General features: G+C 70.7%; 27 protein-coding genes and 1 riboswitch. Of the genes, 10 read left to right on the top strand and 17 right to left on the bottom strand.

The features are described from left to right. The first annotated feature begins 214 nt into the window (after positions 1 to 214). On the top strand, positions 215 to 1795 hold the full coding sequence (locus tag ACFY2L_RS38290; protein ID WP_390824638.1) for a multicopper oxidase family protein: 1581 nt from the start codon (positions 215 to 217) through the stop codon (positions 1793 to 1795). Positions 1796 to 1946: 151 nt separating this feature from the next. On the opposite strand, the gene ACFY2L_RS38285 is transcribed toward ACFY2L_RS38290, so the two are convergent. The 3 genes from ACFY2L_RS38285 to ACFY2L_RS38275 form a co-directional block, all read right to left on the bottom strand. Further along, positions 1947 to 3116, bottom strand: a complete 1170-nt coding sequence (locus ACFY2L_RS38285; protein WP_390661410.1) for a cysteine desulfurase family protein — start codon at positions 3114 to 3116, stop codon at positions 1947 to 1949. A gap of 127 nt (positions 3117 to 3243) precedes the next feature. Continuing rightward, positions 3244 to 3522 carry a DUF4190 domain-containing protein gene (locus ACFY2L_RS38280; protein ID WP_390661411.1) on the bottom strand — a complete coding sequence of 93 codons (279 nt, stop codon included), beginning with the start codon at positions 3520 to 3522 and terminating at the stop codon, positions 3244 to 3246. A gap of 31 nt (positions 3523 to 3553) precedes the next feature. Further along, positions 3554 to 3721 carry a hypothetical protein gene (locus tag ACFY2L_RS38275; RefSeq protein WP_390661412.1) on the bottom strand — a complete coding sequence of 56 codons (168 nt, stop codon included), beginning with the start codon at positions 3719 to 3721 and terminating at the stop codon, positions 3554 to 3556. Positions 3722 to 3843: 122 nt separating this feature from the next. Between ACFY2L_RS38275 and ACFY2L_RS38270 the strand changes: the two genes are divergently transcribed. Then, positions 3844 to 4470, top strand: coding sequence for a TetR family transcriptional regulator (locus ACFY2L_RS38270; RefSeq protein ID WP_390661413.1), 627 nt, complete (start codon positions 3844 to 3846; stop codon positions 4468 to 4470). 99 nt (positions 4471 to 4569) lie between these two features. On the opposite strand, the gene ACFY2L_RS38265 is transcribed toward ACFY2L_RS38270, so the two are convergent. Both ACFY2L_RS38265 and ACFY2L_RS38260 read right to left on the bottom strand, forming a co-directional pair. Beyond that, positions 4570 to 4917 (bottom strand): hypothetical protein, encoded by a 348-nt coding sequence (locus ACFY2L_RS38265; protein ID WP_390824637.1) that lies wholly within the window; start codon positions 4915 to 4917, stop codon positions 4570 to 4572. Positions 4918 to 5033: 116 nt separating this feature from the next. Continuing rightward, positions 5034 to 6071 carry a helix-turn-helix transcriptional regulator gene (locus ACFY2L_RS38260; protein ID WP_390824636.1) on the bottom strand — a complete coding sequence of 346 codons (1038 nt, stop codon included), beginning with the start codon at positions 6069 to 6071 and terminating at the stop codon, positions 5034 to 5036. 86 nt (positions 6072 to 6157) lie between these two features. On the opposite strand from ACFY2L_RS38260, the gene ACFY2L_RS38255 reads away from it, so the two are divergent. Next, positions 6158 to 6745: a TIGR03086 family metal-binding protein gene (locus ACFY2L_RS38255; protein ID WP_390661462.1), complete on the top strand. Its 588-nt coding sequence runs from the start codon at positions 6158 to 6160 to the stop codon at positions 6743 to 6745. Here ACFY2L_RS38255 and ACFY2L_RS38250 read toward each other — a convergent pair. Beyond that, positions 6732 to 7592, bottom strand: coding sequence for a thioesterase family protein (locus ACFY2L_RS38250; protein ID WP_390661416.1), 861 nt, complete (start codon positions 7590 to 7592; stop codon positions 6732 to 6734). The genes ACFY2L_RS38255 and ACFY2L_RS38250 overlap by 14 nt on opposite strands. A 135-nt stretch (positions 7593 to 7727) precedes the next feature. Here ACFY2L_RS38250 and ACFY2L_RS38245 point away from each other — a divergent pair, with 135 nt between their 5' ends. Then, complete coding sequence (locus ACFY2L_RS38245; RefSeq protein ID WP_390661417.1) at positions 7728 to 8939, top strand: alpha/beta hydrolase; 1212 nt, start codon at positions 7728 to 7730, stop codon at positions 8937 to 8939. Here the strand turns inward: ACFY2L_RS38245 and ACFY2L_RS38240 are convergent. From ACFY2L_RS38240 to ACFY2L_RS38195, 10 genes are all read right to left on the bottom strand, one after another. Then, complete coding sequence (locus ACFY2L_RS38240; protein WP_390661418.1) at positions 8848 to 9504, bottom strand: trimeric intracellular cation channel family protein; 657 nt, start codon at positions 9502 to 9504, stop codon at positions 8848 to 8850. The two genes, ACFY2L_RS38245 and ACFY2L_RS38240, sit on opposite strands and share 92 nt — an antisense overlap. A 56-nt stretch (positions 9505 to 9560) precedes the next feature. Next, entirely contained in the window at positions 9561 to 10952 is a 1392-nt protein-coding gene (locus tag ACFY2L_RS38235) for a M1 family metallopeptidase (RefSeq protein ID WP_390824635.1), read from the bottom strand. A gap of 97 nt (positions 10953 to 11049) precedes the next feature. Continuing rightward, positions 11050 to 12327: an ABC transporter ATP-binding protein gene (locus ACFY2L_RS38230; RefSeq protein WP_390661420.1), complete on the bottom strand. Its 1278-nt coding sequence runs from the start codon at positions 12325 to 12327 to the stop codon at positions 11050 to 11052. After that, positions 12324 to 13421 (bottom strand): ABC transporter ATP-binding protein, encoded by a 1098-nt coding sequence (locus ACFY2L_RS38225; protein WP_390661421.1) that lies wholly within the window; start codon positions 13419 to 13421, stop codon positions 12324 to 12326. Before ACFY2L_RS38225 ends, ACFY2L_RS38230 begins: the two co-directional genes overlap by 4 nt. Next, a complete protein-coding gene (locus ACFY2L_RS38220; protein WP_390661422.1) occupies positions 13418 to 14416 on the bottom strand; it encodes an ABC transporter permease in 999 nt (332 codons plus the stop codon). The genes ACFY2L_RS38225 and ACFY2L_RS38220 overlap by 4 nt, the downstream gene beginning before the upstream one ends. Positions 14417 to 14557: 141 nt before the next feature. Then, positions 14558 to 16360: an ABC transporter substrate-binding protein gene (locus ACFY2L_RS38215; protein WP_390824634.1), complete on the bottom strand. Its 1803-nt coding sequence runs from the start codon at positions 16358 to 16360 to the stop codon at positions 14558 to 14560. A gap of 80 nt (positions 16361 to 16440) precedes the next feature. After that, a complete protein-coding gene (locus ACFY2L_RS38210; RefSeq protein WP_390661424.1) occupies positions 16441 to 17448 on the bottom strand; it encodes an ABC transporter permease in 1008 nt (335 codons plus the stop codon). A 317-nt stretch (positions 17449 to 17765) separates the two neighbouring features. Then, entirely contained in the window at positions 17766 to 18557 is a 792-nt protein-coding gene (locus ACFY2L_RS38205) for an enhanced serine sensitivity protein SseB C-terminal domain-containing protein (RefSeq protein ID WP_390661425.1), read from the bottom strand. Between the two features lie 127 nt (positions 18558 to 18684). Then, complete coding sequence (locus ACFY2L_RS38200) at positions 18685 to 19485, bottom strand: enhanced serine sensitivity protein SseB (protein ID WP_390661426.1); 801 nt, start codon at positions 19483 to 19485, stop codon at positions 18685 to 18687. A 99-nt stretch (positions 19486 to 19584) separates the two neighbouring features. Further along, a complete protein-coding gene (locus tag ACFY2L_RS38195) occupies positions 19585 to 20325 on the bottom strand; it encodes an AAA family ATPase (RefSeq protein ID WP_390661427.1) in 741 nt (246 codons plus the stop codon). A 141-nt stretch (positions 20326 to 20466) separates the two neighbouring features. Further along, positions 20467 to 20567: riboswitch (glycine riboswitch) on the top strand. A gap of 163 nt (positions 20568 to 20730) precedes the next feature. On the opposite strand from ACFY2L_RS38195, the gene gcvT reads away from it, so the two are divergent. The 5 genes from gcvT (at position 20731) to ACFY2L_RS38170 (ending at position 25680) form a co-directional block, all read left to right on the top strand. Then, positions 20731 to 21849: a glycine cleavage system aminomethyltransferase GcvT gene (gcvT, locus tag ACFY2L_RS38190; RefSeq protein ID WP_390661428.1), complete on the top strand. Its 1119-nt coding sequence runs from the start codon at positions 20731 to 20733 to the stop codon at positions 21847 to 21849. A gap of 109 nt (positions 21850 to 21958) precedes the next feature. Then, a complete protein-coding gene (gene gcvH, locus ACFY2L_RS38185) occupies positions 21959 to 22336 on the top strand; it encodes a glycine cleavage system protein GcvH (protein WP_390824633.1) in 378 nt (125 codons plus the stop codon). A gap of 7 nt (positions 22337 to 22343) precedes the next feature. Continuing rightward, entirely contained in the window at positions 22344 to 23609 is a 1266-nt protein-coding gene (gene glyA / locus ACFY2L_RS38180; protein ID WP_390661430.1) for a serine hydroxymethyltransferase, read from the top strand. Positions 23610 to 23729: 120 nt separating this feature from the next. After that, on the top strand, positions 23730 to 25097 hold the full coding sequence (locus ACFY2L_RS38175; RefSeq protein ID WP_390824632.1) for an L-serine ammonia-lyase: 1368 nt from the start codon (positions 23730 to 23732) through the stop codon (positions 25095 to 25097). A 40-nt stretch (positions 25098 to 25137) separates the two neighbouring features. Further along, positions 25138 to 25680 (top strand): MOSC domain-containing protein, encoded by a 543-nt coding sequence (locus ACFY2L_RS38170; RefSeq protein WP_390824631.1) that lies wholly within the window; start codon positions 25138 to 25140, stop codon positions 25678 to 25680. 79 nt (positions 25681 to 25759) lie between these two features. Here the strand turns inward: ACFY2L_RS38170 and ACFY2L_RS38165 are convergent, their stop codons facing one another. Next, a complete protein-coding gene (locus ACFY2L_RS38165; RefSeq protein ID WP_390824630.1) occupies positions 25760 to 25972 on the bottom strand; it encodes an EF-hand domain-containing protein in 213 nt (70 codons plus the stop codon). Positions 25973 to 26216: 244 nt separating this feature from the next. Here ACFY2L_RS38165 and ACFY2L_RS38160 point away from each other — a divergent pair, with 244 nt between their 5' ends. Beyond that, the gene (locus tag ACFY2L_RS38160) at positions 26217 to 26879 is read left to right on the top strand and encodes a GNAT family N-acetyltransferase (protein ID WP_390824629.1); all 663 of its coding nucleotides are present in this window, start codon (positions 26217 to 26219) and stop codon (positions 26877 to 26879) included. The last annotated feature ends 87 nt before the right edge of the window (positions 26880 to 26966 follow it).

The following is a 26966-nucleotide window of genomic DNA, read 5'->3' as shown; positions in this document are numbered from 1 at the left end:
GCGGCACGTGACGCAGGTCACGCGCCCTCAATATCCTGAACACTCCATGAGGATCGGACGCCCGATGTGTCCCGCACCCCGATCATGACCTGCACCCCGCCAACTTGTCTTTGCTTCAAGGCAGTTGCCGTACACGGTGCCCGCACAGCGTCCTCGGTCCGCTCCTAATTTCGGCTCAGCCTTCACATAGGCCTTAGCCCGAAGCTCCACGCCCATGACCCACACCACGGATCCCGCCTCCGGCGCGGGACGACAGAGCAAGGGCGCCCACGCGCGCAGCGGACGCGACGGCAGGGACGAGCACGCGAAGGAGACGAGGGGCCGGGGCGGCAAGGGCCTGCACCGGCGGAAGTTCCTCGGCGGCATGGCCGGGGTCGGGCTCGGCGCCGTCGGCGCGGCGGGAGCCACCTTCTCCCTGCTGACCGGCGGCAACAACAGCAAGGCCGCGGCGGCGACGGAGGCCACCGGCACCCTCACCGTCCCCGACCTGCTGGAGGGCACCGCCTCCGACGGCACCACCACCTTCACCCTGACCGCGAAGACCGGCACCGGCGAGGTGCTCAGCGGCGTCAGCAGCACCACGGCCGGCTACAACGGGACCTTCCTCGGCCCGACCATGAAGTGGACCAAGGGCGACACGGTCCTGATGAACATCACCAACAGCCTGGGCGACGACACCACCGTGCACTTCCACGGCGCCCATGTCCCGCCCAAGATGGACGGCGGCCCGCAGAACTCCTTCGCCGACGGCGAGACCTGGTCACCCACCTTCGAGGTCCTGGACGAGGCCAAGACCCTCTGGTACCACCCGCACGCCCTGGGCACCACGGCCGAGCAGGTCGTCCACGGCCTGGCCGGGATGATCATCGTCGAGGACGACTCGGACGCCTCGGCCGCGCTGCCGAGCGAGTACGGCGTCGACGACATCCCGATCATCCTGCAGTGTCTGGCCGTCGACAGCAGCGGCGACATCAAGTACGACGTCACCGGCTACCTCAGTTCGGGCCTCAGCTACCCGGTGCTGTGCAACGGCACCAACGTCGACTCCACCACCCTCGGCTTCACGGCCACCAAGAAGCGCACGCGCTTCCGCGTGCTGAACGCCTCCCCCGCCGACATCCTGACCATCCAGCGCGGCGACGGCGGCACGCTCACCCAGATCGCCACCGACCAGGGCTATCTCACCGAGGCCACCGAGGTGACCACGATCCGGCTGGTGGCCGGCGCCCGCGCCGAGTTCGTCCTCGACCTGGAGGACGCGGTCACCCTCCAGGCGGTCGTCACCACCGGCTGGATCCGCGGCGGAAGCGGCACGTACGACTTCCTGACCGTCACCCCGGACGCCTCGGACACCCCCGAGGACCTGCCGAGCACGCTCAACACCATCACCCGGTACGACACGAGCGACTTCACCGCGCGGACGATCACCCTCGGCCAGAGCGGGCAGACCATGACGATCAACGGCTCCGCGGGCACCAGCATGGCCTCGATGGCGATGATCAGCACCACGCTGGACGCCGAGGAGGTCTGGACGATCAAGAACGGTACGCAGCTGGAACACTCCTTCCACCTGCACGACGTGCCGTTCCAGCTGATCGAGATCAACGGTGAGGAGCCCACCGGCGTCGACCTCGGCTGGTTCGACACCTACGAGGTGGTCGGCGGCGGCTCCATCAAGATCGCGATGAAGTTCACCGACTTCGCCGACGACACGTACATGTACATGCTCCACTGCCATCTGCTCCAGCACGAGGACGAGGGCATGATGGCGTCCCTCATGGTGACGGAGAGCTAGGCCCTTCGGCGGGCCTCGCCGAAGCAGGCTGCCGCCGGCAGTGGAAGTGCCGGCGGCAGCCCTGGCCCGGCTTGCCGGGCCGGGTTCATGGTGACGGCCGTGGCTGGCAGATCCCTTTGAAGAGGTCCGCCGAACACCAGGGCCGGGGGGGTTACGTCAGCCCGGCCGCGCGGGCCCGTTCCACCACCGGGCCGATGACCTTGGCCAGCGCCTCGACGTCGGCCTCGGTGGAGGTGTGGCCGAGGGAGAAGCGCAGGGTGCCGCGGGCCAGGTCGGGATCGGTGCCGGTGGCGAGCAGGACATGGCTGGGCTGGGCGACGCCGGCCGTGCAGGCGGAGCCGGTGGAGCACTCGATGCCCTGGGCGTCGAGGAGCAGGAGCAGCGAGTCGCCCTCGCAGCCCGGGAAGGTGAAGTGCGCGTTGGCCGGAAGGCGGCCCTCCGGCGCCGGGTCGCCGCCGAGGATCGCGTCCGGGACGGCCGCGCGGACCGCGACGACCAGGGCGTCGCGCAGGGCGCCGATCTCGCGGGCGAACCACTCGCGCTGCTCGGCGGCGAGCCGGCCGGCGACCGCGAAGGAGGCGATCGCGGGCACGTCGAGGGTCCCGGAGCGCACATGCCGTTCCTGACCGCCGCCGTGCAGGACCGGGACGGGGGTGTACTCGCGGCCGAGGAGGAGGGCGCCGATGCCGTAGGGGCCGCCGATCTTGTGGCCGGAGACGGTCATCGCGGCGAGGCCGGAGGCGGCGAAGTCGACGGGGACCTGGCCGAAGGCCTGAACGGCGTCGGCATGCAGGGGGACACCGAACTCGGCGGCGACGTCGGCGAGTTCACGGACCGGCATGATCGTGCCGATCTCGTTGTTCGCCCACATGACGGTGGCGAGTGCGACGTCGCCGGGGTCGCGGGCGAGGGCCTCGCGGAGATCGTCGGGGTGGACGCGTCCGTACGCGTCGACCGGGAGGTACTCGATCCGGGCGCCCTCGTGCTCGCCCAGCCAGTGCACGGCGTCGAGGACCGCGTGGTGCTCGACGGGGCTGGCCAGCACCCGGGTGCGGGCCGGGTCGGCGTCGCGGCGGGACCAGTACAGGCCCTTGACCGCGAGATTGTCGGCCTCGGTGCCGCCGGAGGTGAACACCACCTCGCTGGGGCGGGCGCCGAGCGCCTCCGCCAGCGTCTCGCGGGCCTCCTCGACCGTCCGCCTCGCACGGCGGCCGGACGCGTGGAGGGAGGAGGCGTTGCCGGTGATGCCCAGGTGCGCGCTGAGTGCCTCGACTGCCTCCGGGAGCATCGGGGTGGTCGCGGCGTGGTCGAGGTATGCCATGGTGGGCACGATTCTACGGGGCGCCCTTCAGGAGCCTCGTGTCACGGTCGGCCTGGGCGGTGGCCGGGGGCGCGCCCTGCCGGGGCCGCGACCGCGGCGGATCCGCCAGGGACCCGGCGTCGCGGGCTCAGAAGCTCCACGAAACCGACGCGTCCGCCTGCATGAAGGCCAGGAGGACCACCAGGTCGGCGACGCCCAGGGTGAGGCCGAGCCAGGCGCGCCCACGGCGGGAGGTGCCGCGGATCAGGGCCACCGAGGCCAGCACGATGGCGGTCGGGCCGAGGAAGAGGTTGAGGACCAGAAGGCCCAGGAGGCCGAGGACGAACGACGCGACGGCCATCCCGTCGGTGTCGCGCAGTCCGGTGCGGCGGGGGGCACGGTCGGTGGCCGGTGCGGTGAGTTGCATGATCGTTCAGCTCCTGTCGGACGGTGGCCGGTCAGTGGGTCGAGGTGTGACCGCGGCGGGCGTGACGCTCCCGGAGCGCGAAGATTCCGAGCCAGACGGCGATCACTGCGGCGGCGACGAGCGTGAAGCTGAGCGGCGCGTGGGCCACCGTGCCCAGGACGACGCCGAGCAGCAGCAGTGCGGCGACGAGGAACAGCATGGGATCGGATCCCCCTCCGTTACGGTTGGGTGAACAGTTGTAGTAACACTTGTTCACTGAGTTCCCAGTCTAGCGCTCCCCATGACTTTCCAATTCCGGAGAACAGTTGTTAACTGGATGACATGAGTCACACCCTCGGTATCCGGCAGGCCCAGAAGCAGAAGACCCGGCAGGCGCTCCTGGACGCCGCGTTGGGGCTGCTGGAGGAGCAGAGCCTGAGCAGCCTGGGCCTGCGCGAGGTCACCCGCGCCGTCGGGGTCGCCCCCACCGCCTTCTACCGCCACTTCCGCTCCACCGCGGATCTCGGCGTCGCCCTGGTCGAGGAGGCGCTGGGCAGCCTCCACCCGATGATCCAGAACACCGTGTCCGGCGCCGAGAGCAGCGACGAACGCATCACCCGTGCCGTCGAGCTGATCGCCCACCATGTGCACACCCACCCGGCACACGTCCGCTTCATCGCCCGGGAGCGGCACGGCGGGGTCCAGCCCGTGCGGGAGGCGATCCGCAGTCAACTGGGGCGGTTCGCCGAGGAGGTGAAGGCGGAACTGGCCAAGGACCCCGAGTCGCGGGGCTGGAGCGACGAGGATCTGCTGATGCTCGCGCACCTCTTCGTGGACCAGATGCTGGTCACGGCCTCGCAGTTCCTGGAGTCCCTGGAGGCCTCGGAGGAGGAGCGCGAGCGCGTCACCCAGCTGGTGACCCGCCAGATGCGGCTGATCAGCATCGGCCGCCACCACTGGCTGGACTGAGCACCGGCGCCGCACGGCGCGGCACGGGTCGTGCAACACGCAGGGGCGGCACACCCGTTCCCGGATGTGCCGCCCCCGCCGTACCGGGCCGCCGAGCCGTCAGCCCTGCTGCTGGGACTGCTGGCCGCCGCCCGGCTGACCGCCGCCGGGGCCGCCGCAGCCGCCGCCGGGACCGCCCTGCCCGCCACCGCCGGGACCACCGCTCGGCATGCCGGAGGGGACACCGGTCGGGGTGCCGGTCGGCTGACCGGAGGCGGCGCCGGTGGGCGCGCCCGACGGGGCGCCGCTCGGGGCGGCACCGGTCGGCATGCCGGACGGCGCCTGGCAGCTCTGGTTCTGACCGGAGGTGCCGCTGGAGGACGAGGAGTCGTCCGAGCCGCAGGCCACCAGGGCGAGGGGCGAGAGCGCCAACAGGGCCACCGCCGGGACGAGACGCACACGCTTCATGAGAGACAGCTCCAAGCACGATGAGGAAGTCCTGAGGTGCGGGCACTCAACCAACGGCGGCTGAGGCTTCCTTGAGCCCGCTCTGTCCCCCGGCTGTCAATGGGGTAAAGCGCGCCTCAAGAAACGTCCCCGACCTGTGCGTTCACCTCGGGGGAGTCCGCGGTGCGCTGGTACAGCTCCGTGACAGAGGCGGCCGTCGCGCGCAGTTCCTCACGCACTTCCGGCGGTGAGAGGACCTCCACCTGGTCGGAGTACGCGAGGAGTTGGCGGGCCTCGCGGACGGATCCGTACGACAGCCGGACGGTCACCCAGTCGTCCGCGCCGCCCGCGCCGCCCTCTCCGCCCTCTCCGCGCTCCCGGCCGTCGGGGAGTTCCACCAGGGCCGAGGCGTTCAGGCGCAGGAACATGTCGAGCCGCTCGCGCCGGACCCGGACCGTGACGTCGAGTCCGCCGGGGCGCTCCTCGACACGGCGGCGCAGCAGCTCCCAGGCGTCGGCGAGTTCGACGCCCGGCCGCCGCCGTACGGGTTCGTCGAGCATCGCCGCCGAACGCACCCGGTCGGCGCGGAACAGCCGGGGGGTTCCGCGCCGGTCGGCGACGAGGTACCAGACGCCCGCCTTGGACACGAGCCCGTACGGGTCGACGGTGTAGGTGCTGGGCTCCGGGTGGCCACTGTGCCGGTAGCGCAGGCGCAGCCGCCGGTCGGCGAAGACGGCGTCCTGCAGCACGTCGAGGTCGACGGCCGGCTGCGGGCCGCCCTTCCAGCGGGTGGCGTCGACCAGGATGCGGCGGCTGGTCACCTCGGCGGCGGGCCGGTGCGGGGCGGGCAGCGCGGCCATCACCTTGCGCAGCGCGGAGCCGAGGGCGGCGTCCAGGCCGAGGGCGGCGTGGGCGCCCTGGGCGGCCAGGATGAACAGGGCACGGGACTCGTCGGCGGTGAGGCCGGTGACGTCCGTGCGGAACCCGGGGAGCAGTTCGATGCCGCCGTGGCGGCCGCGCTCGGCGTAGACGGGGACGCCGGAGGCGGACAGGGCCTCGACGTCCCGGTAGATGGTGCGCACCGACACCTCGAGGCGCTCGGCGAGTTCGCGGGCGGGGACCCGGCCACGGGTCTGCAGGAGCAGCAGGATCGACAGGAGGCGGTCGGACTTCACCGCACCAGGATCCCAAATGTTGACGGAAACTGTCAGGTTATGGGTCCAGCATCCAGGCCGTGTCCACCGACGAAAGGCCCGGAACCATGACCACCACCGACCCCCGCCCCGTCTACACCCGCGCGACCGAGCAGGCCGCGGCGCTCATCAGGACGGTACGGCCGGACCAGCTCGCCGGTCCGACCCCCTGCACCGAGTTCGACGTCCGCACCCTGCTGAGCCACATGGTCGGCGGCACCCGCCGGATCGCGATCGTCGGCGAGGGCGGCGACGGCCTCGCCGAACCGGCGTTCACCGACGGCGTCGGGGACGACGGCTGGGCGGAGGCCTACGACGAGGTCAGGGCCCGGGTCCTGAAGGCCTGGGAGAGCGACGGGCGCATGACGGCGCCGGTGCGCGTCCCGTGGGGCGAGGTGCCGGGGCACGCGGCGCTCTCCGGCTACGTCATGGAGATCGTGACCCACACCTGGGACCTCAACGAGTCCCTCGGCCGGCCCCTCGCCCTGGACCCGGACCTGGCCGAGTTCGCGCTCGCCGCGGGCCACCGCAACCTCCCCGACCCCGAGCGCGACGCCCGCACCCCCTTCGACTCGGCCCGGCCGGCCCCCGAGGAAGCCGGCCCCTACGCCGAACTCGCCGCCTGGCTGGGCCGAGAACCCCTCAGCCGAGCCTGACGCGGGCCAGCTGGCGGGACTGGGCGACCAGGCGGTCGGCGCTGTCCCAGACCTCCGCGTCCTCCTCCAGGAAGCCGCCCGCGAGGTTGCGGGTGGTGATGGAGACGCGGAGGGGGCCCGGGGCCGGGCGGGAGCGGACGTGCACGGTGAGCTCGACCGTGGGGACCCAGCCGCGCAGGCCGATCTCGAAGGCGGTCGGGGGCAGGGCGTCCACGGCGAGGAGAAGGGAGAGCGGGTCGTGGTCGCGGCCGTCCTTCAGGCCGAACCAGGCCCGCATCTCGCCCTTGCCGGAGGGCTGCCCGAGCGCCCAGCCCAGGGTCGAGGGGTCGAGCCTGAGCATCAGCCGGTCGGTGATCGCGGAGCTGCCGTCGACGGGGGCCGGTCCGTCCTCGGGGCCGAAGCACTGGTCGAGGGGCGGGAACGCCGGGGGCTTCGCCGCCGTGCGCACGTCGTCCGGCAGGGAGTCCAGGTCCCCGTAGGAGGCGAGGACGCGGATCCGCTCCACCTCGTTGCCCTCCTCGTCGTACTGGAGGAGCGAGGCCTGGCCGGTCGACAGGGTGCGGCCGGTGCGGACCACGTCCGTGCGCACGACGGCCGGGCCCGGCTGGGAGGCGGTGAGGTAGTGGGCCGAGATCGTGAAGGGGTCCCGGTGCGGCAGGGCGTCCCCGAGGGCGCGGCCGAGGACGGCGAGCAGATAGCCGCCGTTGACGGCGCTGATGATCGTCCAGCCGGCCGAGAGGTCGATGTCGTAGACGCCGGGGGCGCGCCGGGTGAGCGCGGTGTCGCGGTCGAACTCGCTGTCGCCGATGGTGGCCCGCGCGGCCGCCGCGGTAGCTGCTTCTGGCATGGCTGAACGGTACAACAGGTGATTACTAAGCGGTAGCTTTGTGCTCCGTACTCCCCCGTGCGGCGCGGGCAATTTCTTGGTAAGTGTCCGCTCTCCTCCGTAAACCCCGCGCGTCGGCTCCCCCTCTAGGGGGACATGAGCCTCACCGGAAGTACCTTCCTCTACACCCTCGTCGCCCTGTCCGTCCTCGCCGTCGCGCTCCCGCTCGCCCTGTGGTCGCGGATCCGGGGACCGCGGGTCCTGCGGGGCGCCGCCCGGGTACTGATGCTGATGTTCGCCCAGGGGACGGCCGTCGCCCTCGTCTTCGCCGTGGTCAACAACGCCAACAACCTCTACGACGACTGGTCCGACCTGCTCGGCACGAGCGACCACGTCCGGCAGGCCGCCGACCTGGGCGCCGACGGCACGGGCGGCATGGCGCTGAGCGAGTTGCCGAGGGTCCGCCAGCACTTCACGCAGGCCGGCGGCGGGGTCCGCGTGACCCAGCTCAAGGGCCGCGTCTCCGGGGTCGACGCCGAGGTCTACGTCTGGCTGCCCCCGCAGTACGACGAGCCCGCGTACGCCCACCACAGGTTCCCCGTGGTCGAGCTGCTGCCGGGCTACCCCGGCTCCCCCAAGTCGTGGTTCGGGTCGCTGCGCGCGCCCGCGCAGCTCGCCCCGCAGATGCGCGGGGGCGGGGTCGCGCCGTTCATCCTGGTCGCACCCCGCACCACCCTGCTGCCCGGCGTGGACACCGGCTGCGCCAACGTGCCCGGCACCGTCAACGCCGACACCTGGCTGAGCGTCGACGTGCCGAAGATGGTCATGGACAACTTCCGGGCCCAGCCCGCCCCCCGGGGGTGGGCGGTCGCCGGGTACTCGGCCGGGGCGCACTGCGCGGTCAAGCTGGCCGTCGCCCACCCCGACCGCTACCGGGCGGCGGTGAGCCTGTCCGGCTACAACGACCCGCGGGGCGAACGGGACTCCCTGGCCGCCCAGGACCCCGCCCTGCGCCGGGCAACCGACCCGTATCTGATGCTCGCCCGCGCCGCCGTGCCGCCGCCCGTGGCGCTCTACCTCTCCGGCCAGCCCCACGACGGCTACGAGGCGGCGCTGGCCCTGCGGCGGGAGGCGAAGGCACCGACCGCCGTGCACGTGGTGTACGTCCCGAAGAGCGCGGGCGGCCACACCATGGCGCTGTGGCGGCCGCAGGTGGTGCCGGCGTTCCGCTGGCTGACGACCCAGCTGGACCAGCGCCGGATCACCCCGGGGGCGGCTACTCCTCGCGCACCGTCGACCGCCGGTTCCAGGCGCGAGGCGCTCGCCAGTGGAACCGCATCGCGAGCAGCCGCAGGACGAAAGCGGTAGCCGCCGCGAAACCGCTGGCCAGCGGGGTGAGGACGTCGTAGCGGATGCACAGCGCCACCATGGTCGCGCCGACCATCGCCGGGACCGCGTACAGGTCGCGGTCCCAGCGCAGCAGCGACGGCACCTCGTTGGCCAGCACGTCCCGCAGCACACCCCCGCCGACGGCGGTGGCGAGGCCGAGGGCCGCCGACGCGGTCAGGCCCAGGCCGTAGTCGTACGCCTTCGTCGTGCCCGTGACGCAGAACAGTCCGAGGCCCGCCGCGTCGAAGACGTTCACGGCCGCCTGGATCCGCTCCACCTGGGGGTGGAGGAAGATCACCAGCAGGGCGGCCAGCAGCGGGGTGAGGAAGTACCCCAGGTCGGTGAAGGCGGCCGGGGGCACGGCCCCGATGACCAGGTCCCGGAACAGCCCTCCGCCCAGCGCGGTGACCTCGGCGAGCACGGCGATGCCGAACACGTCGAAGTTCTTGCGGACGGCCAGCAGCGCGCCGGAGATGGCGAACACGAAGATGCCGATCAGGTCGAGCGTGTGCTGGACGGAGGGACTGAAGATTTGCTGGAGCACCCTTACATTGTCACCCAAAGACCGGCGTGGACCTTACAAAGCCAGGCCGCACGGCTCTACAGCGAGGGTTTCCCTGTGGTGAAGAGCCAGGTCCGGAACAGGTCGTCGAGCTGTCGTCCGGAGATCCTCTCGGCGAGGCGGACGAAGTCGTCGGTGTCCGCGTTGCCGTAGCGGTGCAGTCTCGTCCAGGCGGGGAGCAGCCTGAAGAAGGCCGCGTCGCCGATGCGCTCGCGCAGGACCTGGAGGGTCATCGCGCCGCGCTGGTAGACGGCGGAGGCGAACATGGTGTCGCGCTGCGGGTCGCCGACGGTGATCTGCCAGAAGGCGGAGTCGGCGGGCCGGGCGTTGTACCCGGCCAGGAAGGAGTCGTGCGCCGAGCGGGTGCCCTGGTGCTCGGCCCACAGCCACTGGGCGTAGGTGGCGAAGCCCTCGTTCAGCCAGATGTCCTTCCAGTGCGCCACCGAGACCGAGTCGCCGAACCACTGGTGGGCCAGTTCGTGCACGATCGTGGACTCGCTGCGCACGGCCGAGTACACCGGCTTGGACTGCACCTCCAGCGAGAACCCGGCCTGCGGCATGTCGTCGACGATCGCGCCGGTCTCCTCGAACGGGTACGGGCCGAAGACCTGCGACCAGTAGTCGGTCGCGGCGGCCGTCACGCCGTACACGTCGACGTTGTTGCCGTTCGCGAGCACCGGGTCGATCGCCACGTAGATCGGGACACCCCCGGCGGTCGTCCCGGTCCTGACGTCGAACTTCCCGATCGTGGCGGTCGCGAGGTACGTCGCCATCGGCTTCGTCTCACGCCAGTGGGTGTACGTCGAGGAGCCCTTGTCGTACGTCGCGACCAGCCGGCCGTTGGACACCGCGGTCAGGCCCTTCGGCGCCTTGATCCGGATGTCGTAGGTGGCCTTGTCGGAGGGGTGGTCGCTGGACGGGAACCAGGTCGAGGCCGCGTTGGGCTCACAGGCGACGAACACGCCGTCGTCGGTCTTCATCCACCCGTAGTCCGAGCCGAACACGATGGGGCCGCCGAGGGGTTCGGGGACGCCGCCGTACGTGACGGAGACCTCGAACGTCCTCCCCTTGCGCAGCGCCTCGCGCGGGGTGATCCGGATCTCGTCGCCGTCGCGCGTGAACGCGGCGCGTCTGCCGTTCACTTCGACCCGGGTGACCTCCAGCCTCTGCAGGTCCAGATCGAAGGACGCCAGGGTCTGGCCGGCGCGTGCGGTGATCGTCGTACGGCCGTCGAGGCGGTCGGTGCCGGGGTCGTAGGCGAGGGCCAGGTCGTAATGCCGGGCGTCGAAGCCGCCGTTGCCGAGCTGCGGGAAGTAGCTGTCACCGATGCCGGCGGCGCCGGGGGCGGGGGCGGCGGAGGCCGCGATGACGAGGAAAGAGGCCGCCGCGGTCGCGAGGGCCCCTGTACGTGCCGAACGGGAGAGTGCCATGAGCCGTCCCTTTCGAGCGTGTGCCGATAAGTCGGACACGGACGACTCTGACCTCTCCCGTTCGGTCATGTGCATGACTTTGCCAACTCGTCATGCGCTACTTGTCGGTTGACTCCTGGCTCTTGGTGACCTCACCGGCTTCCGCGGCCTCGGCGGTGCCCGGGGACTCACCGCCGGCGTCACCGCCCTCCGGGGCCTCACCGTGCTCCGCGACCTCCGCCGCCACCGCCGCCGAGGTCTCCGCCGACTCCGCGAGGACCTCGTCCGCGACCAGCTCCGCCGCCTCCTTGGCGACGGTCAGCAGGACGGTGTCCTGCGGAGCCTGGTCCGCGAAGCTCTCCGGGTGGTGGCAGGCGACCTGCTGGCCCGGCCGCAGCTCCACGAGCTTCGGCTCGGTCGTCCGGCAGATCTCCGTCGCCTTCCAGCACCGGGTGTGGAAGCGGCAGCCGCTCGGCGGCGAGATCGGCGAGGGCACGTCGCCCTTGAGCAGGATCCGCTCGCTCTTGGCGTTCTTGCGGCTGGGGTCGGGGATCGGCACCGCCGACATGAGCGCCTTGGTGTACGGGTGCATCGGCGTCTTGTAGAGCAGGTCGCGGTCGGCCAGCTCCACGATCTTGCCGAGGTACATCACCGCGATCCGGTCCGAGACGTGCCGGACGACCGACAGGTCGTGCGCGATGATCACGTACGTAAGGCCGAGCTCCTCCTGGAGGTCGTCGAGGAGGTTCACCACCTGGGCCTGGATCGACACGTCCAGCGCGGAGACCGGCTCGTCCGCCACGACCAGCTTGGGGTTCAGCGCGAGCGCGCGGGCGATGCCGATGCGCTGGCGCTGACCGCCGGAGAACTCGTGCGGGTAGCGGTTGTAGTGCTCGGGGTTGAGGCCCACGACCGACAGCAGCCGCTGCACTTCCTTCTTGATGCCGCCCTCGGGCGTCACGCCCTGCAGCTTGAAGGGAGCGCCGATGATCGTGCCGATGGTGTGCCGCGGGTTCAGCGAGGAGTACGGGTCCTGGAAGATCATCTGCACGTCGCGGCGCAGCGGACGCATCCCGCCCACCCCGAGGTGCGTGATGTCCTTGCCCTCGAACTCGACCTTGCCGCCGGTCGGTTCGAGCAGTCGCGTGATCAGCCGGCCCATCGTCGACTTGCCGCAGCCGGACTCGCCCACGACGCCGAGCGTTTCGCCGGAGCGGACCTCGAAGTCCAGGCCGTCGACCGCGTGCACCGCCCCGACCTGCCGCTGGAGCAGGCCCTTCTTGATCGGGAAGTGCTTCTGGAGCCCGGTGACCTTCAGCAGCACCTCGCCGTCGGCACGGCGGCCGGCCGGGCCCTCGCTCTGCGCGGGAATCGTCACCGCTTTCTCGTCACTCACAGCTTCGGCGCAATCTCTTCGGTCCAGATACGCTCCCGCTGCTCCTTGCCCAGGTGGCAGGCCGCCCAGTGCCGGCTGCCGACCTCGGCGAGCTCGGGGCGGACGGTGCGGGTGACGTTGTCCTTCGGGAGGTCCGCGTACGGGCAGCGCGGGTTGAAGGCACAGCCGGACGGGACGTTGATCAGGGAGGGCGGGGAGCCCTTGACCGGGATCAGGCGGTCCTGCTGCTCGCGGTCCAGCCGCGGCATCGAGCCGAGCAGACCCCAGGTGTAGGGGTGGCGGGGCTCGTAGAACACCTTGTCGGCCGGACCCCGCTCGACACAGCGGCCGCCGTACATCACCAGGATGTCGTCGGCCAGTTCGGCGACGACGCCCAGGTCGTGGGTGATGATGATGATCGCGGAGCCGAACTCCTTCTGCAGGTCCCGGAGCAGGTCGAGGATCTGCGCCTGGACGGTCACGTCCAGGGCGGTCGTCGGCTCGTCCGCGATGAGCAGCTCGGGGTTGTTCACCAGCGACATCGCGATCATCGCGCGCTGGCGCATACCGCCGGAGAACTCGTGCGGGTAGTTGTCGACCCGCTTGTCCGGCTGCGGGATGCCCACCCGGTCGAGCATCTCGACCGCGCGCCGCTTCGCGGTCTTCTTGTCGACGTCGTGGTGGATCCGGTAGGCCTCCACGATCTGCTGGCCGATCGTGTAGTACGGGTGCAGCGCCGACAGCGGATCCTGGAAGATCATCGCCATCTCACGGCCGCGCAGCTTGCGCACGTGGTCCGGGTCGGCCGAGAGCAGCTCGGTGCCGTTCAGCCAGATCTCGCCGGAGATCTGCGCCTTGCGCTTGCCGTACTGGCCGGCCGTGTGCAGGCCCATGATGCCGAGCGAGGTCACCGACTTGCCGGAACCGGACTCGCCGACGATGCCGAGGGTCTTGCCCTTCTCCAGCTGGAAGCTGAGCCCGTCGACGGACTTGACCAGGCCGTCGTCGGTGGGGAAGTGCACCTTGAGGTCGCGCACTTCGAGGAAGGCGCTCGGCGCGGGCGAGGCGGGGGTGGGCTCGCCCACGGCCGCTCCGCTCTTGCTGAGGTCGGTCATGCGAGCCTCACTCGGGGGTCGATCACGGCGTACAGGATGTCCACCACGAGGTTGGCGACGAGCACCGCGAGAGAAGTGATCAGGGTGACGCCCAGAATGATGGGCAGGTCCTGGTTCTTGATGGCGTTGAGCACGGCCTGGCCGAGACCGGGCAGGTTGAACGCCGTCTCGGTCAGGATCGCGCCACCGATGAGGGCACCGAGGTCCATGCCGAGCATGGTCAGCAGGGGCGTCATCGTGGAGCGCATGGCGTGCTTGCCGATGACGGTCCGCTCCGTGAGGCCCTTGGCGCGGGCGGTGCGGATGTAGTCCTCGCCGAGGATCTCCAGCATGGTGGCGCGGGTGATGCGCGCGTACATCGCCGCGTACAGGAACGCCAGGGTGACCCAGGGCAGGATCATGCCGCCGAACCAGCCGCTGAAGCTGTCCTCCAGGGGCACGAACTGCCCGTCGAACAGGTTCAGTCCGTAGACGAAGATCGACAGCGCGACCATGCCGGTGAAGTAGATCGGGAGGGAGACACCCGAGAGCGCGATCACCATCGCGCCGCGGTCCCACAGACTGCCCCGCTTGAGGGCGGAGAGCACACCGGCCGAGACGCCCATGAGCAGCCACAGCACGGCGGCACCGAGCGCGAGCGCCAGGGTCACCGGGAAGCGGTCGGTCAGCACCGGCCAGACTGCCTGCTCACTGCGGAAGGAGTAGCCGAAGCACGGTGCGGCGCAGTGGATGGTGTCCCCGCCGCCCGTGTAGGTACGGCCGGCGAAGATTCCCTTGAAGAACTCCCAGACCTGGGCGTAGATCGGGTCGCCCAGGCCCAGCTTCTCGCGCACACCCTCGACGGCGGCAGGGTCGGCCTGCTTGCCCACGAAGCTCAGGGCGATGTCGACCCCGGCCCACTTGGGAATGAGGAAGAAGATGCCGAAGACCACCATGACGATGACCACGAGCATCACTGCGGCGGCGAACAGCCGCCTGATGAGGTAAGCGAGCACAGCTCTCGGCCCGCCGCGGACCGCGGGCCATCGGGGGCGTACCTCCCACGCCTTTTGAGCGCTGGGGTACTTCCGACGGCCCGCGATCACGCCGCGCCGGCCTTCACCTGCCTTTCGTGCCGTTCGGCGGGTGTGCCGCGACTACTTCTTCGGGTTCTTCAGACCAAGGTTGACGAAGTCGTACTGACCGCTGTAGCCGTCGGTCGTGTAGACGTTCGCCAGGTTGTCCGAGCGCCAGTTGATGAACCGCTCGAAGACGAAGGGCAGGTAGTACGCGCCCTCCATCACCTTGTGGTTGATCTCCGTGGCGATCTTGGTCTTGCCCGCGTCGTCCAGGGTGGTGACGTACGAGTCGAACAGACCGTCGATCGTCTTGTCCTTGATCAGGGCGTAGTTGTTGTTGCCGCTCTCCGCGATGTACTTGCTGCTCCACAGCGGCAGACCGAAGCCCTGGACCGACGGGAAGTCCGGACCCCAGCCCATGATGATGATGCCGTAGCCCTTCTTCTTCACGTTCGAGGGGCTGCCGATGATGCCGGCGGTCTGCGAACCGTCGTACTGGTCGATCTCGGCGGTGATGCCGATCTTCTTCAGCGACGCCTGCAGGGACTGGGCGGTGGCCACCTCGACCGGCTTGTTGTTGCGCACCGCGATGGTGGTCTTGAAGCCGTTCGGCTGACCGCAGGCCTTCAGGGCCTCCTTGGCCTTGGCCACGTTGCCGTTCTTGTTGGCGCCGGCCAGCTCGTACGGGTCGTACTTCTGACCCTCGGCACCCGGGACGGACGGCGGCAGCATGTTGGTGCCGATGTCGCCACCGGCGACCGGGCCACCGCGCGCCGTCTGGAGCGACACGTGGTCGGCACCGAGGATCACGGCCTTGCGGCACTCGATGTTGTCGAACGGCTTCACGCTCTGCGGGAAGACCGCGTAGCGGACGTAACCGGAGACCGGGTTGTCCAGGTTGGCCTTGTGCTGCTTCAGGGCGGTGGTGCGGCCCTGCGGCGACATGCCGGTCTGGTTGAGGTCCAGGTCCAGGTCACCGCTGATCAGACGCTGGTCCAGCTGGTTGGCGTCCGAGAAGAACTGGATCGTGATCTTGTCCGGGTAGGCCTTGCGGATCGGGTCCGAAGCCTGCGACCACTTGTCGTTGCGGACCAGGGTGAGGTCCTTGCCCGGGGCGTACGACTCGAACTTGTACGGGCCGGAGGAGAACGGCTTCAGGCCGTACTTGGACTTGGTGTCCTTGTCCTGGCGGACCGGGGAGGCCGAGACGAGCGCCAGCATCTCCTCGAAGTCCGAGTTGGCCTGCGGCAGCTTGAAGACGATGGTCTTCTCGTCTGGCGTCTCGATGGCCTTCAGACCGAGCTTGTCCTTGGAGGTGTCCTTGTAGGGACCCTTGTACTCGCCCTTGGGGTCGAGGACGTCCTTCAGGTACGTCGGACCGCCGGCCAGCACGTCCTGCGCCCACACGCGCTCGATGCCGTACTTGACGTCCTGGGCGGTGATCGGCTTGCCGTCCTCCCAGGTGATGCCGTCACGCAGGGTGTACGTGTAGGTCTTGCCGTCGTCCGTGACCTTGGCGGTCGAGGTCGCGAGGTCCGGGGTGATCTCGGCACCCGCGGCGCCCGGCTCAGCCTTGTTCGTCACGAGCTGACGGCTGTAGTAGCGGGCGAAGTTCCACATCATGCCGTAGTAACCGCGCGTGGTGTCCCACGAGTCGGCGTCCTGGGCGGCGCCGAACTTCAGCGTGCCGCCCTTCTTGGCGAGGGACGCCTGGGCGACCTTGTTGTTCGCGGCGTCGAAGCCGGCGGCACCGGTGCTCGAACCCTTGCCGCTGTCGTCGTCGCCTCCGCCGCCGCACGCCGCCGTGGTCAGCAGCGCGGCGACCGCGGCGGCAGCGGCAAATGCCTGCTTCCGCCGCCCTGAGGTGCGTTGGGTAGTCACGATCTCGGATCCTCCGGATTTGATGAGAGACCCCGTGTCAGTGCCACGGGACATTTGAGGTGCGGCTGCGGTGCGGCGGTTCAGCGGGAGGCCTTCGGGTCGAGCGCGTCCCGTACGCCGTCGCCGAAGAGGTTGAACGCCAGCACGGTGATGAAGATCGCCACGCCCGGGACCACCATGAACATGGGGTCGGACTCGTAGTAGTCGATCGCGCTGGAGAGCATCTGGCCCCAGGAGGCGGTGGGCGGCTTGACGCCGACGCCCAGGAAGCTCAGGGCCGCCTCGGTGAGGATGTTGGTGGGGATCATCATCGTCGTGTAGACGACGATGGGAGCGACGAGGTTGGGCAGCAGCTCCTTGAACAGGATGTACAGCTGCCCGGCGCCCAGGGACCGGGCCGCCTCGACGTACTCGCGCTCACGCATGGAGAGCGTCTGGCCGCGCACCACGCGTCCGATGTAGGGCCAGCCGAAGAATCCGATGACCAGGATCATCACGAACACCCGCACGCTGGAACCGGTCAGCCCCAGCAGGTCGTTCGGCATGACGGAGACCAGCGCGATGATGAAGAGCAGCTGGGGGAAGGCGAGCAGGCCGTCCATGACGCGGCTGATGACGGAGTCGATCCAGCCGCCGAAGAAGCCGGCGAGGATACCGAGGACGGTGCCGAGGATCACGGCGACGACCGCGGACAGGAAGCCGACCAGCAGGGAGATGCGGGCCCCGTAGAGGATGCGCGCGAAGATGTCGCGGCCGTTCACCGGCTCGACGCCCAGCAGGTGCTCGCCGCTCATGCCGCCGAGGGAACCGGTCGGGGTGCCGAACAGCGGGTCGATGAGGTTCTCGTGATACTCGTTCGGGTCCTGGCCGAGCAGACTCGTGATGACCGGGGCGAGCAGCGCGACCACGACGAGGAAGAGCACCACGATGCCGCCCGCCAGGGCGAGCTTGTCCCGCTTCAGGCGTTCCCAGGCGATCCGTCCCAGGGAACGGCCCTGTACGGCCTTGGCGCCGGCGGTGGCGACCGCCGCTTCTTCAGCCGCGCTCGGGGCCGCTTCCGCGGTCGGCTCGTGCAATGGTGCCGTCATCTGGCAGGGACCCCTCTCAACCGGCGGTGACCGGCGCGCACTTGCCGCTTGTAGCGGCGTGTTCAGTCCGTCGTACACAGGGACGAAGTCCCCTGGACCGGGAGTCTTCAACGCTTTGGCGATCTGTAGCCAGAGTTGGCGGCGAAAGGATGCGTAAACGTGATGCGGGTAGAGGGGTTCCGTTATCCGGACGGTGGGTAACGCGGGGCGGACGGCGACTTGTTGGGGCACATCGGACGGAAGTCGGACCAATCGCCGCCATCTACGCGCGGAGAACCCCTGTGGGTGACCCATGCGGTCACGGGTGGCGTCCGGAATCAGTACCTGCCGGCCGGCGGATAACCGTAACCGCCCGCCGGTGCCTGGGCGGCGGGGACGTGGGCCTCCCGGTCGTAGAACGGGCGGGCGTTGGCCCGCATCCACATCACGACCGGGTCGTGGTCGTCGGTCATGGCGACCGTCGACACCGGCAGCCCGTCCGGGACGGCGCCGATCGACTGCTGCATCATGGCCCGTACGGCGTCCACGGCCGGCGGGGAGGTGTCGTACACGTCCAGCCCGACCGCGAGGTAGGGCGCGCCCAGGGCCGGCTGCACCCAGGCGCGGCGCAACGCGCGGACCGCCGGGGTGCGGTGGGCGTTCTGCGCGAGCAGGGCGTAGAACTGGGGGATCTCGATGCCCGGTTCGGACAGCCGCAGGGGTCCGGCGGGCTGTCGGTCCAGGCCGGTCGCGATGCGGCGCAGATCCGGCCAGGGGATGCCGACGCCGCCGCCGGGGGCGTGCGGGTTCAGCCAGAGGCCGTAGTGGTCGGGATAGAGCGTACGGGCGGCGTCGACGCCGTCGACCACCTCGTACGAGCGGTTCCAGCCGCTGGCGGAGAGTTCCTGGGCGGAGGTGACGCAGGGGGCGTAGCCGTGGCCGTCCACCTCCATGTTCCCGTACTGGGCGTCCGGGGAGCCGGCCTGACCCTGCCACAGGAGCATCCAGACCTGGCCGGAGGCAGGGGTCGCGAGCGCGCGCAGGAGAGCCTCGTAGGCGTCGTAGCGCCCGGGCGTGACCTGGCGCAGCATGTGCTCGACCTGTCCGGCCGCGATGCCGCTGGCGCTCACCGTTACCGCCCCTTCATCCGTGTTGCCCCGCGTATGGGAACAGCTTATGTGGAGCCGCCGACATCGACCGCTTCGGAGCTCGGGGGTTCTCGTCCCCCGGCGGGCCCGGTCCGTTCCCGCGGAGTGGCTAGCGCACCCTCGTATAGAAAGGGCGAACCGTCTCCCGCATCCACTCCCCCACCGGGTCCTGGGCCACGTCCAGCAGGATCAGGTTGACCGGCCACCGCACCGGGACACGGCCCATGGCCCGGCCCAGGGCGTCCAGGGGGAGTTCGCGGACGTCGCCTTCGAGGTGGGCGAGCTCGACGCCCACGAACATGACCGGGTCGGCCGTCTCGACCGCGGCGAGGCAGCGGCGGGCCGTGAGGACCACGCCCGTCGCCTCGAACTCGGCGGAGGCGGCGGCGAGGAAGTCCACCGGGTCGTCCTGCCAGTCGGGCTCGAAGAGGCGGACGCGGCCGCCGCTCGCGGGACCGTCCAGCACGGTGCGGCCGGCGCGGCACAGCTCGGCCACGGCGGGCGGGGGCAGCGGTATGCCGATCACACCGTCCGGATTGACGAGGATGCCGACCTGCGGGGGCAGTCCGCGGGCGAACTCCACCGCGGGGGCGATGGTGTACGACATGTGGGAGCCGACGACCTGGCGGAACTGTTCCTCGGAGCTGAACACCGGCACGTACGCCTGCCCCTCCAGCTCCACCGTGGGCAGGTCGAGCGGGCCGCTGTGCGGGCCGCCGCCGTTGGGCAGGGGCACCCAGACGAAGCTGCGGCCGAGCACCTCGACGATCCGGCCGCCGGCGCCCGGCATGCCGAGGGACGCGGAGAGCACCTCCTCCAACTCGTTGCCGGGCCATCCGCCGTGCGGATGGGGGTGCGCTTGCGCCGGGAAGTCCGGGGAGACCGGGAAGTCCGCCGGGGGGAAGTCCATCTGCCTACCGCCTGCTGGGAACCACTGCTGGGGCTGAAAGGCTAGCGGGTGCCCGGGGGCTTTCCGCCGCCCTCGCGGCCCCCGTCGCCCCTGTGGGTGTCAGGTCCTGTCCCCGCCCGTGAACCCGATCCGGCTCAGGGCGTTCGCCGCGTCACGGTCGAGCAGGACCGCCGAGCCGATGCCGGCGGGCAGCCGGCCCTTCTCCACGGCGCGGATCAGCCGGGCGGCGGCCCTGCGGTGCCGCAGGAACGCGTACCGCGAGACGCCCCGGCCGCGCTCGCGCTGGCCCTCGATCGCCCTGTCCGGGGTGACGTCCAGCAGGAGCAGGTGCAGGGTGCCGCCGCGGCGGCGGGCCTCGCGGGCCAGCCAGTCGCGCACCCAGGACTGCGTCCCGCAGTCGTGCACGACGACGCCCTCGCCGGTGCGCAGGGCGCGGCGCAGTCCCGCGTAGTGGGCGAGGCGGACCAGGGGGCGGTAGACGGCGTACGGCAGGAAGCGGGGGGTCCGGGCGTCCCAGCGGTCGCGGGAGTCCTGGGAGTCGATGCGGATGCCCCGGACGGCGCGCCGCATGAGCGTGGACTTGCCGCTGCCGGGCAGACCGGTGACCACGACCAGGTCACGGGGGCCGAACAGCAGGCCGTGCGGGCTGTGCCCGGCCCGCTCGCGCAGGTCACGGACGACGGGCACGGTCTGCGGGCCGCACGCCTGGCGGGCCCGGCCCGTCGGCTGTGCGGGCAGCGCGGGCAGCGCGAGTGCCGAGGTGGTCGCGAAGGGCGTGGTCCTCGCCGTGGTCCTGTCCACCGTGATTGTCCTCCCCTGGGGTTCGGGTAAGTCCCTCATCCCCTTCCAGCGTAAAGAGAAGGTAATGCGCGGTGTCTCGCGTTTTCGTGCGCGTACCGACACAAGCCGGTTACAGATGCGGCCTGCCACGATCGGGTGAAGCCGTGCAATGATGTCCGCGCCAACTGCATACCGGCCGTTTGAATCCGCGCGGGAGAGTCCCCAGCAGCAGTTTTCGCCGGGGCGCCGAAGGAGCAAGTCCCTCCCTTGAATCTCTCAGGCCCCGTTACCGCGCGGGCGAGGCACATCTGAAAAGCGGGCCGCCGTTCCCGGGGCCCCACCCAAGGTGCAAGCCGTGACCTGCGCTTCCTCGTGAAGCGGGCGGTCATGGCGAACCTCTCAGGTTCCGATGACAGATGGGGAGGAACGACCTCGCCTGTCATGCCCTTGGGAGACGACCGACCGATGAGCAGTACCGCACTCCGTCACACCGCGCTCGATGCCCTGCATCGCGAGCTCGGCGCGACGATGACCGACTTCGCCGGCTGGGACATGCCCCTGCGCTACGGCTCCGAGCGCGACGAGCACACCGCCGTGCGCACCCGGGCCGGCCTCTTCGACCTCTCGCACATGGGCGAGATCACCGTCACCGGCCCCGAGGCCGCGGCCCTGCTCGACTTCGCCCTGGTGGGGAACATCGGGGGCGTCGCGACCGGCCGCGCCCGCTACACCATGATCTGCCGGGCCGACGGCGGCATCCTGGACGACCTGATCGTCTACCGGCTCGGCGAGACCGAGTACATGGTCGTCGCCAACGCCTCCAACGCCCAGGTCGTGCTGGACGCCCTCGTGGAGCGCTCGGCGGGCTTCGACGCGCAGGTGCGCGACGACCGGGACGCCTACGCGCTGCTCGCCGTCCAGGGGCCGCAGTCCCCGGGGATCGTGAAGTCCCTCACCGACGCCGACCTCGACGGCCTGAAGTACTACGCGGGCCTGCCCGGCACGGTCGCCGGGGTCCCCGCCCTGATCGCGCGCACCGGGTACACCGGCGAGGACGGCTTCGAGCTGTTCGTGAAGCCGGAGCACGCCGTCGCGCTGTGGCAGGCGCTCACCGAGGCCGGCCGGGACGCCGGGCTGGTCCCGTGCGGTCTGTCCTGCCGGGACACCCTGCGCCTGGAGGCGGGCATGCCGCTGTACGGGCACGAGCTGTCGACCGCGCTGACCCCCTTCGACGCGGGCCTCGGGCGCGTGGTGAAGTTCGAGAAGGAGGGCGACTTCGTCGGCCGCGAGGCCCTGCTGGAGGCCGCCGAACGGGCCGCCTCGAAGCCGCCGCGCGTGCTGGTCGGTCTGGTCGCCGAGGGCCGCCGGATCCCGCGCGCCGGGTTCTCCGTCGTCGCCGGCGGCGAGGTGATCGGCGAGGTCACCTCCGGTGCCCCCTCCCCCACCCTGGGCAAGCCGATCGCGATGGCCTACGTCGACGCCGCGCACGCGGCGCCGGGCACGCCGGGCGTCGGTGTCGACATCCGGGGCAGCCACGAGCCGTACGAGGTCGTGGCACTGCCGTTCTACAAGCGCCAGAAGTAGACACTGAGACCGTCGGGCACGTGACGCTGCGCACATCCGCGCTGTTCACGCCTGCCCCGAGCAGTCCCTCATTCATCAGCACTCCCCCGCGTACAGGAGAATTCAGGCCATGAGCAACCCCCAGGAGTTCCGCTACAGCAAGGAGCACGAGTGGCTGTCGGCCGCCGCGGACGGCGTCTCGACGGTCGGCATCACGGAGCACGCGGCCAACGCGCTCGGCGACGTGGTCTTCGTCCAGCTCCCGGAGGTCGGCGCCACGGTGACCGCGGGCGAGTCCTGCGGTGAGCTGGAGTCGACCAAGTCCGTCAGCGAGCTGTACTCGCCGGTCGACGGCGAGGTCGTCGAGGTCAACCAGGACGTCGCCGACGACCCGTCGCTGGTGAACTCCGCCCCCTTCGAGGACGGGTGGCTGTTCAAGGTACGCGTCACGGGCGAGCAGGCCGAGCTGCTGTCCGCCGACGAGTACACCGCCTACACCGCCGGCTGAGGACCAGATGACTGTTCTGAACACGCCCCTGCACGAGCTCGACCCGGAGATCGCCGCCGCGGTCGACGCCGAGCTGAACCGCCAGCAGTCCACGCTCGAGATGATCGCCTCGGAGAACTTCGCTCCGCTCGCGGTCATGGAGGCGCAGGGCTCGGTCCTGACCAACAAGTACGCCGAGGGCTACCCGGGCCGCCGCTACTACGGCGGCTGCGAGCACGTCGACGTCGCCGAGCAGATCGCGATCGACCGGGTCAAGGAGCTGTTCGGCGCCGAGTACGCCAACGTCCAGCCGCACTCGGGTGCCTCGGCCAACCAGGCCGCGCTGTTCGCGCTGGCCCAGCCCGGCGACACCATCCTGGGCCTGGACCTGGCGCACGGCGGCCACCTCACCCACGGCATGCGGCTGAACTTCTCCGGCAAGCAGTTCGACGTGGTCGCCTACCACGTGGACGCGGAGACCGGTCTGGTCGACATGGCCGAGGTCGAGAAGCTCGCCAAGGAGCACCGCCCGAAGGTGATCATCGCGGGCTGGTCGGCATACCCGCGGCAGCTGGACTTCGCCGAGTTCCGCCGGATCGCCGACGAGGTCGAGGCGTACCTGTGGGTCGACATGGCGCACTTCGCGGGCCTGGTCGCCGCCGGTCTCCACCCCAACCCGGTGGAGTACGCGGACGTCGTCACCTCCACCACCCACAAGACGCTGGGCGGCCCGCGCGGCGGCATCATCCTCGCGAAGAAGGACTTCGCGAAGAAGCTGAACTCGTCGGTCTTCCCGGGCTTCCAGGGCGGTCCGCTGGAGCACGTGATCGCCGCGAAGGCGGTCTCGTTCAAGGTCGCGGCGGGCGAGGACTTCAAGGAGCGCCAGCGCCGTACGGTGGAGGGCGCGCGGATCCTCGCCGAGCGTCTGACGGCCGCCGACGCCCGCGAGGCCGGCGTGGACGTCCTGTCCGGCGGCACGGACGTCCACCTGATCCTGGTGGACCTGCGCGCGTCCGAGCTGGACGGCCGGCAGGCCGAGGACCGGCTGCACGAGGTCGGCATCACCGTCAACCGCAACGCGGTCCCGAACGACCCGCGGCCGCCGATGGTCACCTCGGGCCTGCGGATCGGCACGCCCGCGCTGGCGACCCGCGGCTTCACGGCCGAGGACTTCGCGGAGGTCGCGGACGTGATCGCGGAGGCCCTCAAGCCGTCCTACGACGCGGAGTCCCTGAAGGCACGGGTCAAGGCCCTGGCCGACAAGCACCCGCTGTACCCCGTTCTGAACAAGTAGTTCCTTTTCGCCGGGCGCCCCGCACACTCGTACGCATACGGGTGAACGGGGCACCCGGTGAGAATCCCTTCTGCACCACCCGACGGACAGCGGCGTCCGCCGAAACCCTAGGAGTCTCCCGTGGCCATCTCGGTCTTCGACCTGTTCTCGATCGGCATCGGCCCGTCCAGCTCCCACACGGTCGGCCCGATGCGCGCTGCCCGCATGTTCGCGCGGCGGCTGCGCAACGACGGTCTGCTGGACGCCGTCGCCTCGCTCCGCTGCGAGCTGTACGGCTCGCTCGGCGCCACCGGCCACGGCCACGGCACGCCGAAGGCGGTCCTGCTGGGCCTGGAGGGCTCCTCGCCGCGCACGGTCGACGTGGAGACGGCGGACGAGCGGGTGGAGCAGATCCGGCAGACGGGCCGGCTGAACCTGCTCGGCACGCACGAGATCCCGTTCTCCTTCGACGACGACCTGGTCCTGCACCGCCGCAAGGCCCTGCCCTACCACGCGAACGGCATGACGGTCTCGGCCCACGACGCCTCGGGCGCGGAGCTGCTCACGAAGACGTACTACTCGGTCGGCGGCGGCTTCGTCGTGGACGAGGACGCGGTGGGCGCGGACCGCATCAAGCTGGACGACACGGTCCTGAAGTACCCCTTCCGCACCGGGGACGAGCTGCTGCGCCTGACCGAGGAGACCGGCCTGTCGATCTCCTCCCTGATGCTGGAGAACGAGCGGGCCTGGCGCACGGAGGAGGAGATCCGCGAGGGCCTCCTCGGCATCTGGCGGGTGATGCAGGCGTGCGTCTCGCGCGGCATGTCCCGCGAGGGCATCCTGCCGGGCGGTCTGCGCGTCCGCCGCCGCGCCGCGGTCACCGCCCGTCAGCTGCGGGCGGAGGGCGACCCGCTGGCCCACTCCATGGAGTGGATCACCCTGTACGCCATGGCGGTGAACGAGGAGAACGCCGCCGGCGGCCGCGTGGTCACGGCCCCCACGAACGGCGCGGCCGGCATCATCCCCGCGGTCCTCCACTACTACGTCAACTTCGTCCCCGGCGCGGACGAGGAGGGCGTGGTGAGGTTCCTGCTGGCCGCGGGCGCGATCGGCATGCTCTTCAAGGAGAACGCCTCCATCTCCGGCGCCGAGGTGGGCTGCCAGGGCGAGGTCGGCTCGGCCTGCTCGATGGCGGCGGGCGCCCTCGCCGAGGTCATGGGCGGCTCCCCCGAACAGGTGGAGAACGCGGCCGAGATCGGTATGGAGCACAACCTGGGGCTCACCTGCGACCCGGTCGGCGGCCTGGTCCAGATCCCCTGCATCGAACGCAACGGCATGGCCGCGGTCAAGGCCGTCACCGCCGCCCGTATGGCGATGCGCGGCGACGGCTCCCACAAGGTGTCCCTGGACAAGGTCATCAAGACCATGAAGGACACGGGCGCGGACATGAGCGTGAAGTACAAGGAGACGGCCCGGGGCGGGCTGGCGGTGAACATCATCGAGTGCTGAGGCACCGGGCGGGGACACCGAGGACACGGGGGTGCGCGGGATGAGCGGGTCGGTCAGTGCCGTCAGCAGCAACGGCACGTACTCCTTCACCAAGCCCAATCGCGACGGCATCACGCTGGTCGCGGGGTTCGGGGTGGAGGGGGACGTGCATGCCGGGGCGACGGTGAAGCACCGGTTCCGGATGAGGAAGGATCCGTCGCAGCCGAATCTGCGGCAGGTGCACCTCATGCACGAGGAGCTGTTCGAGGAAGTACGGGCGGCCGGGTTCGAGGTGGGCGCCGGGCAGCTCGGGGAGAACGTGACGACCCGGGGACTGGATCTGCTCGGGCTCCCGGTCGGGGCGCGGCTGCGGCTGGGGGCGGAGGCGGTGGTCGAGGTGACCGGGCTGCGCAATCCCTGCGCGCAGATCGACGCCTTCCAGAAGGGGCTGCTGAAGCAGGTCGCCGGGCGGGACGCGCACGGCCGGCCGGTCTTCCGGGCCGGAATCATGAGCGTCGTCCTGAGCGGCGGTGTGGTGCGGCCCGGTGACCCGATCACCGTCGAGCTGCCGGACGGACCGCACCGGCCGCTGGAGATCGTCTAGCGCGTGCGCGTCGAGCGCGGGGTGCGCGAGGGCCGGGGATGACGGAGGGGGGCGCCCTCCACGGGACGCCCCCTTCGTCCTACTTGCCCAGGTATGCCCAGAACTCGTCGAACGACAGGACCTTGTCCCCGTTCAGGTCGCGGGTCTTGATGAGGGCCTCGGCGACCGACTCGGTGACGTTCCAGTCGCCCTGCCGGGCCAGGGCCGTCTTGAACTCGGCGGCGGTGATGAAACCGTCCCCGTCCGTGTCGATGCGCTGGAACTGCTTGCGTGCTTCTTCGATGTCGGCCACCGGTCCGCCCCTTTTTGTCGCGTTCATCTGTCGTGCTGGCGTAGTGCCGCAGGTCAGATTAACGGCCCGCCCGTGCGCGGAGTGCGGCGCCCACCCGGGCGAAGCCCTCCGCGTGCGGGGACGCCGGCCGCCGGTCACGCCGTACGCCGGTCCGGTGGTGAGAAGTCCCGTGCCGTCATCGATCATGTGGGTGAGTCCCGGCCTTGCCGTGGGTGGAGACTCCGGGTGCGCGAAGGGAGTACGGGTGGAGACCTTGCGGGACGTTCTCGACGCGGCCGCGCGGGGCTTCTTCCCGCCCGACGACGGCGGCACCACGGTCGTGCCGCAGATGTCTCCGCGCGACGCGGGGGTCCTCGCCTTCACCGCGCACTCGGTGGTCTTCACGGACGAGGACCCGACGTGGGTGCACGGCGAGCTGCGCCGCGCCGGCTGCGATCCCCTGTCCGCCTCGATGAACCCGCGGTTCCTGTCGGCCCTCATGGCCCGCACGGGGCGTACCGCCGAGACGATCGACGCGATGCTGGTGGGCTCCCCGCTGCCGGGCGAGCCGTCCGTGCGGCTGCGGGAGACCGGGGACCGGAGCCATCCCCGTATCCGCTACGCCCGCCGCCGGCGCGACGAGGTACGCGTGTGGGCGGCGGACGGCGGGTTGCTGGTGACGGGCCGCGGGATCGGCGGCCGGCTGGAGGTGTCGGTCGAGGTGGACGGGCCGGTACGGCACCGGGGGCTCGGGCGGCTGCTGGTGACCGCCGCACGACAGCTCGCCGGCGAACCGGTGTGGGCCCAGGTCGCCCCCGGGAACGCCCGCAGCATACGGGCGTTCCAGGCGGCGGGGTACGTGCCCGTGGGCGCGGAGATCCTGCTGACCGCGCCCCGGGTCCGGACGGGATGTGACGACGGGGCCTAGGGGGTGTTTCGAAAGTCCTGTGCGGTGCCCGCGGTGTTCGGTGCGTGCCCTCGGCGTGCCGGACGAAGGCCCTCGTAGCGGAGCTGC

The organism is Streptomyces sp. NPDC001381 (genome assembly GCF_042895685.1).
Taxonomy (GTDB): Bacteria; Actinomycetota; Actinomycetes; order Streptomycetales; family Streptomycetaceae; genus Streptomyces.
The sequence above is the reverse complement of the archived record's forward strand: the minus strand, read 5'-3'. Positions and strand labels throughout refer to the sequence as shown.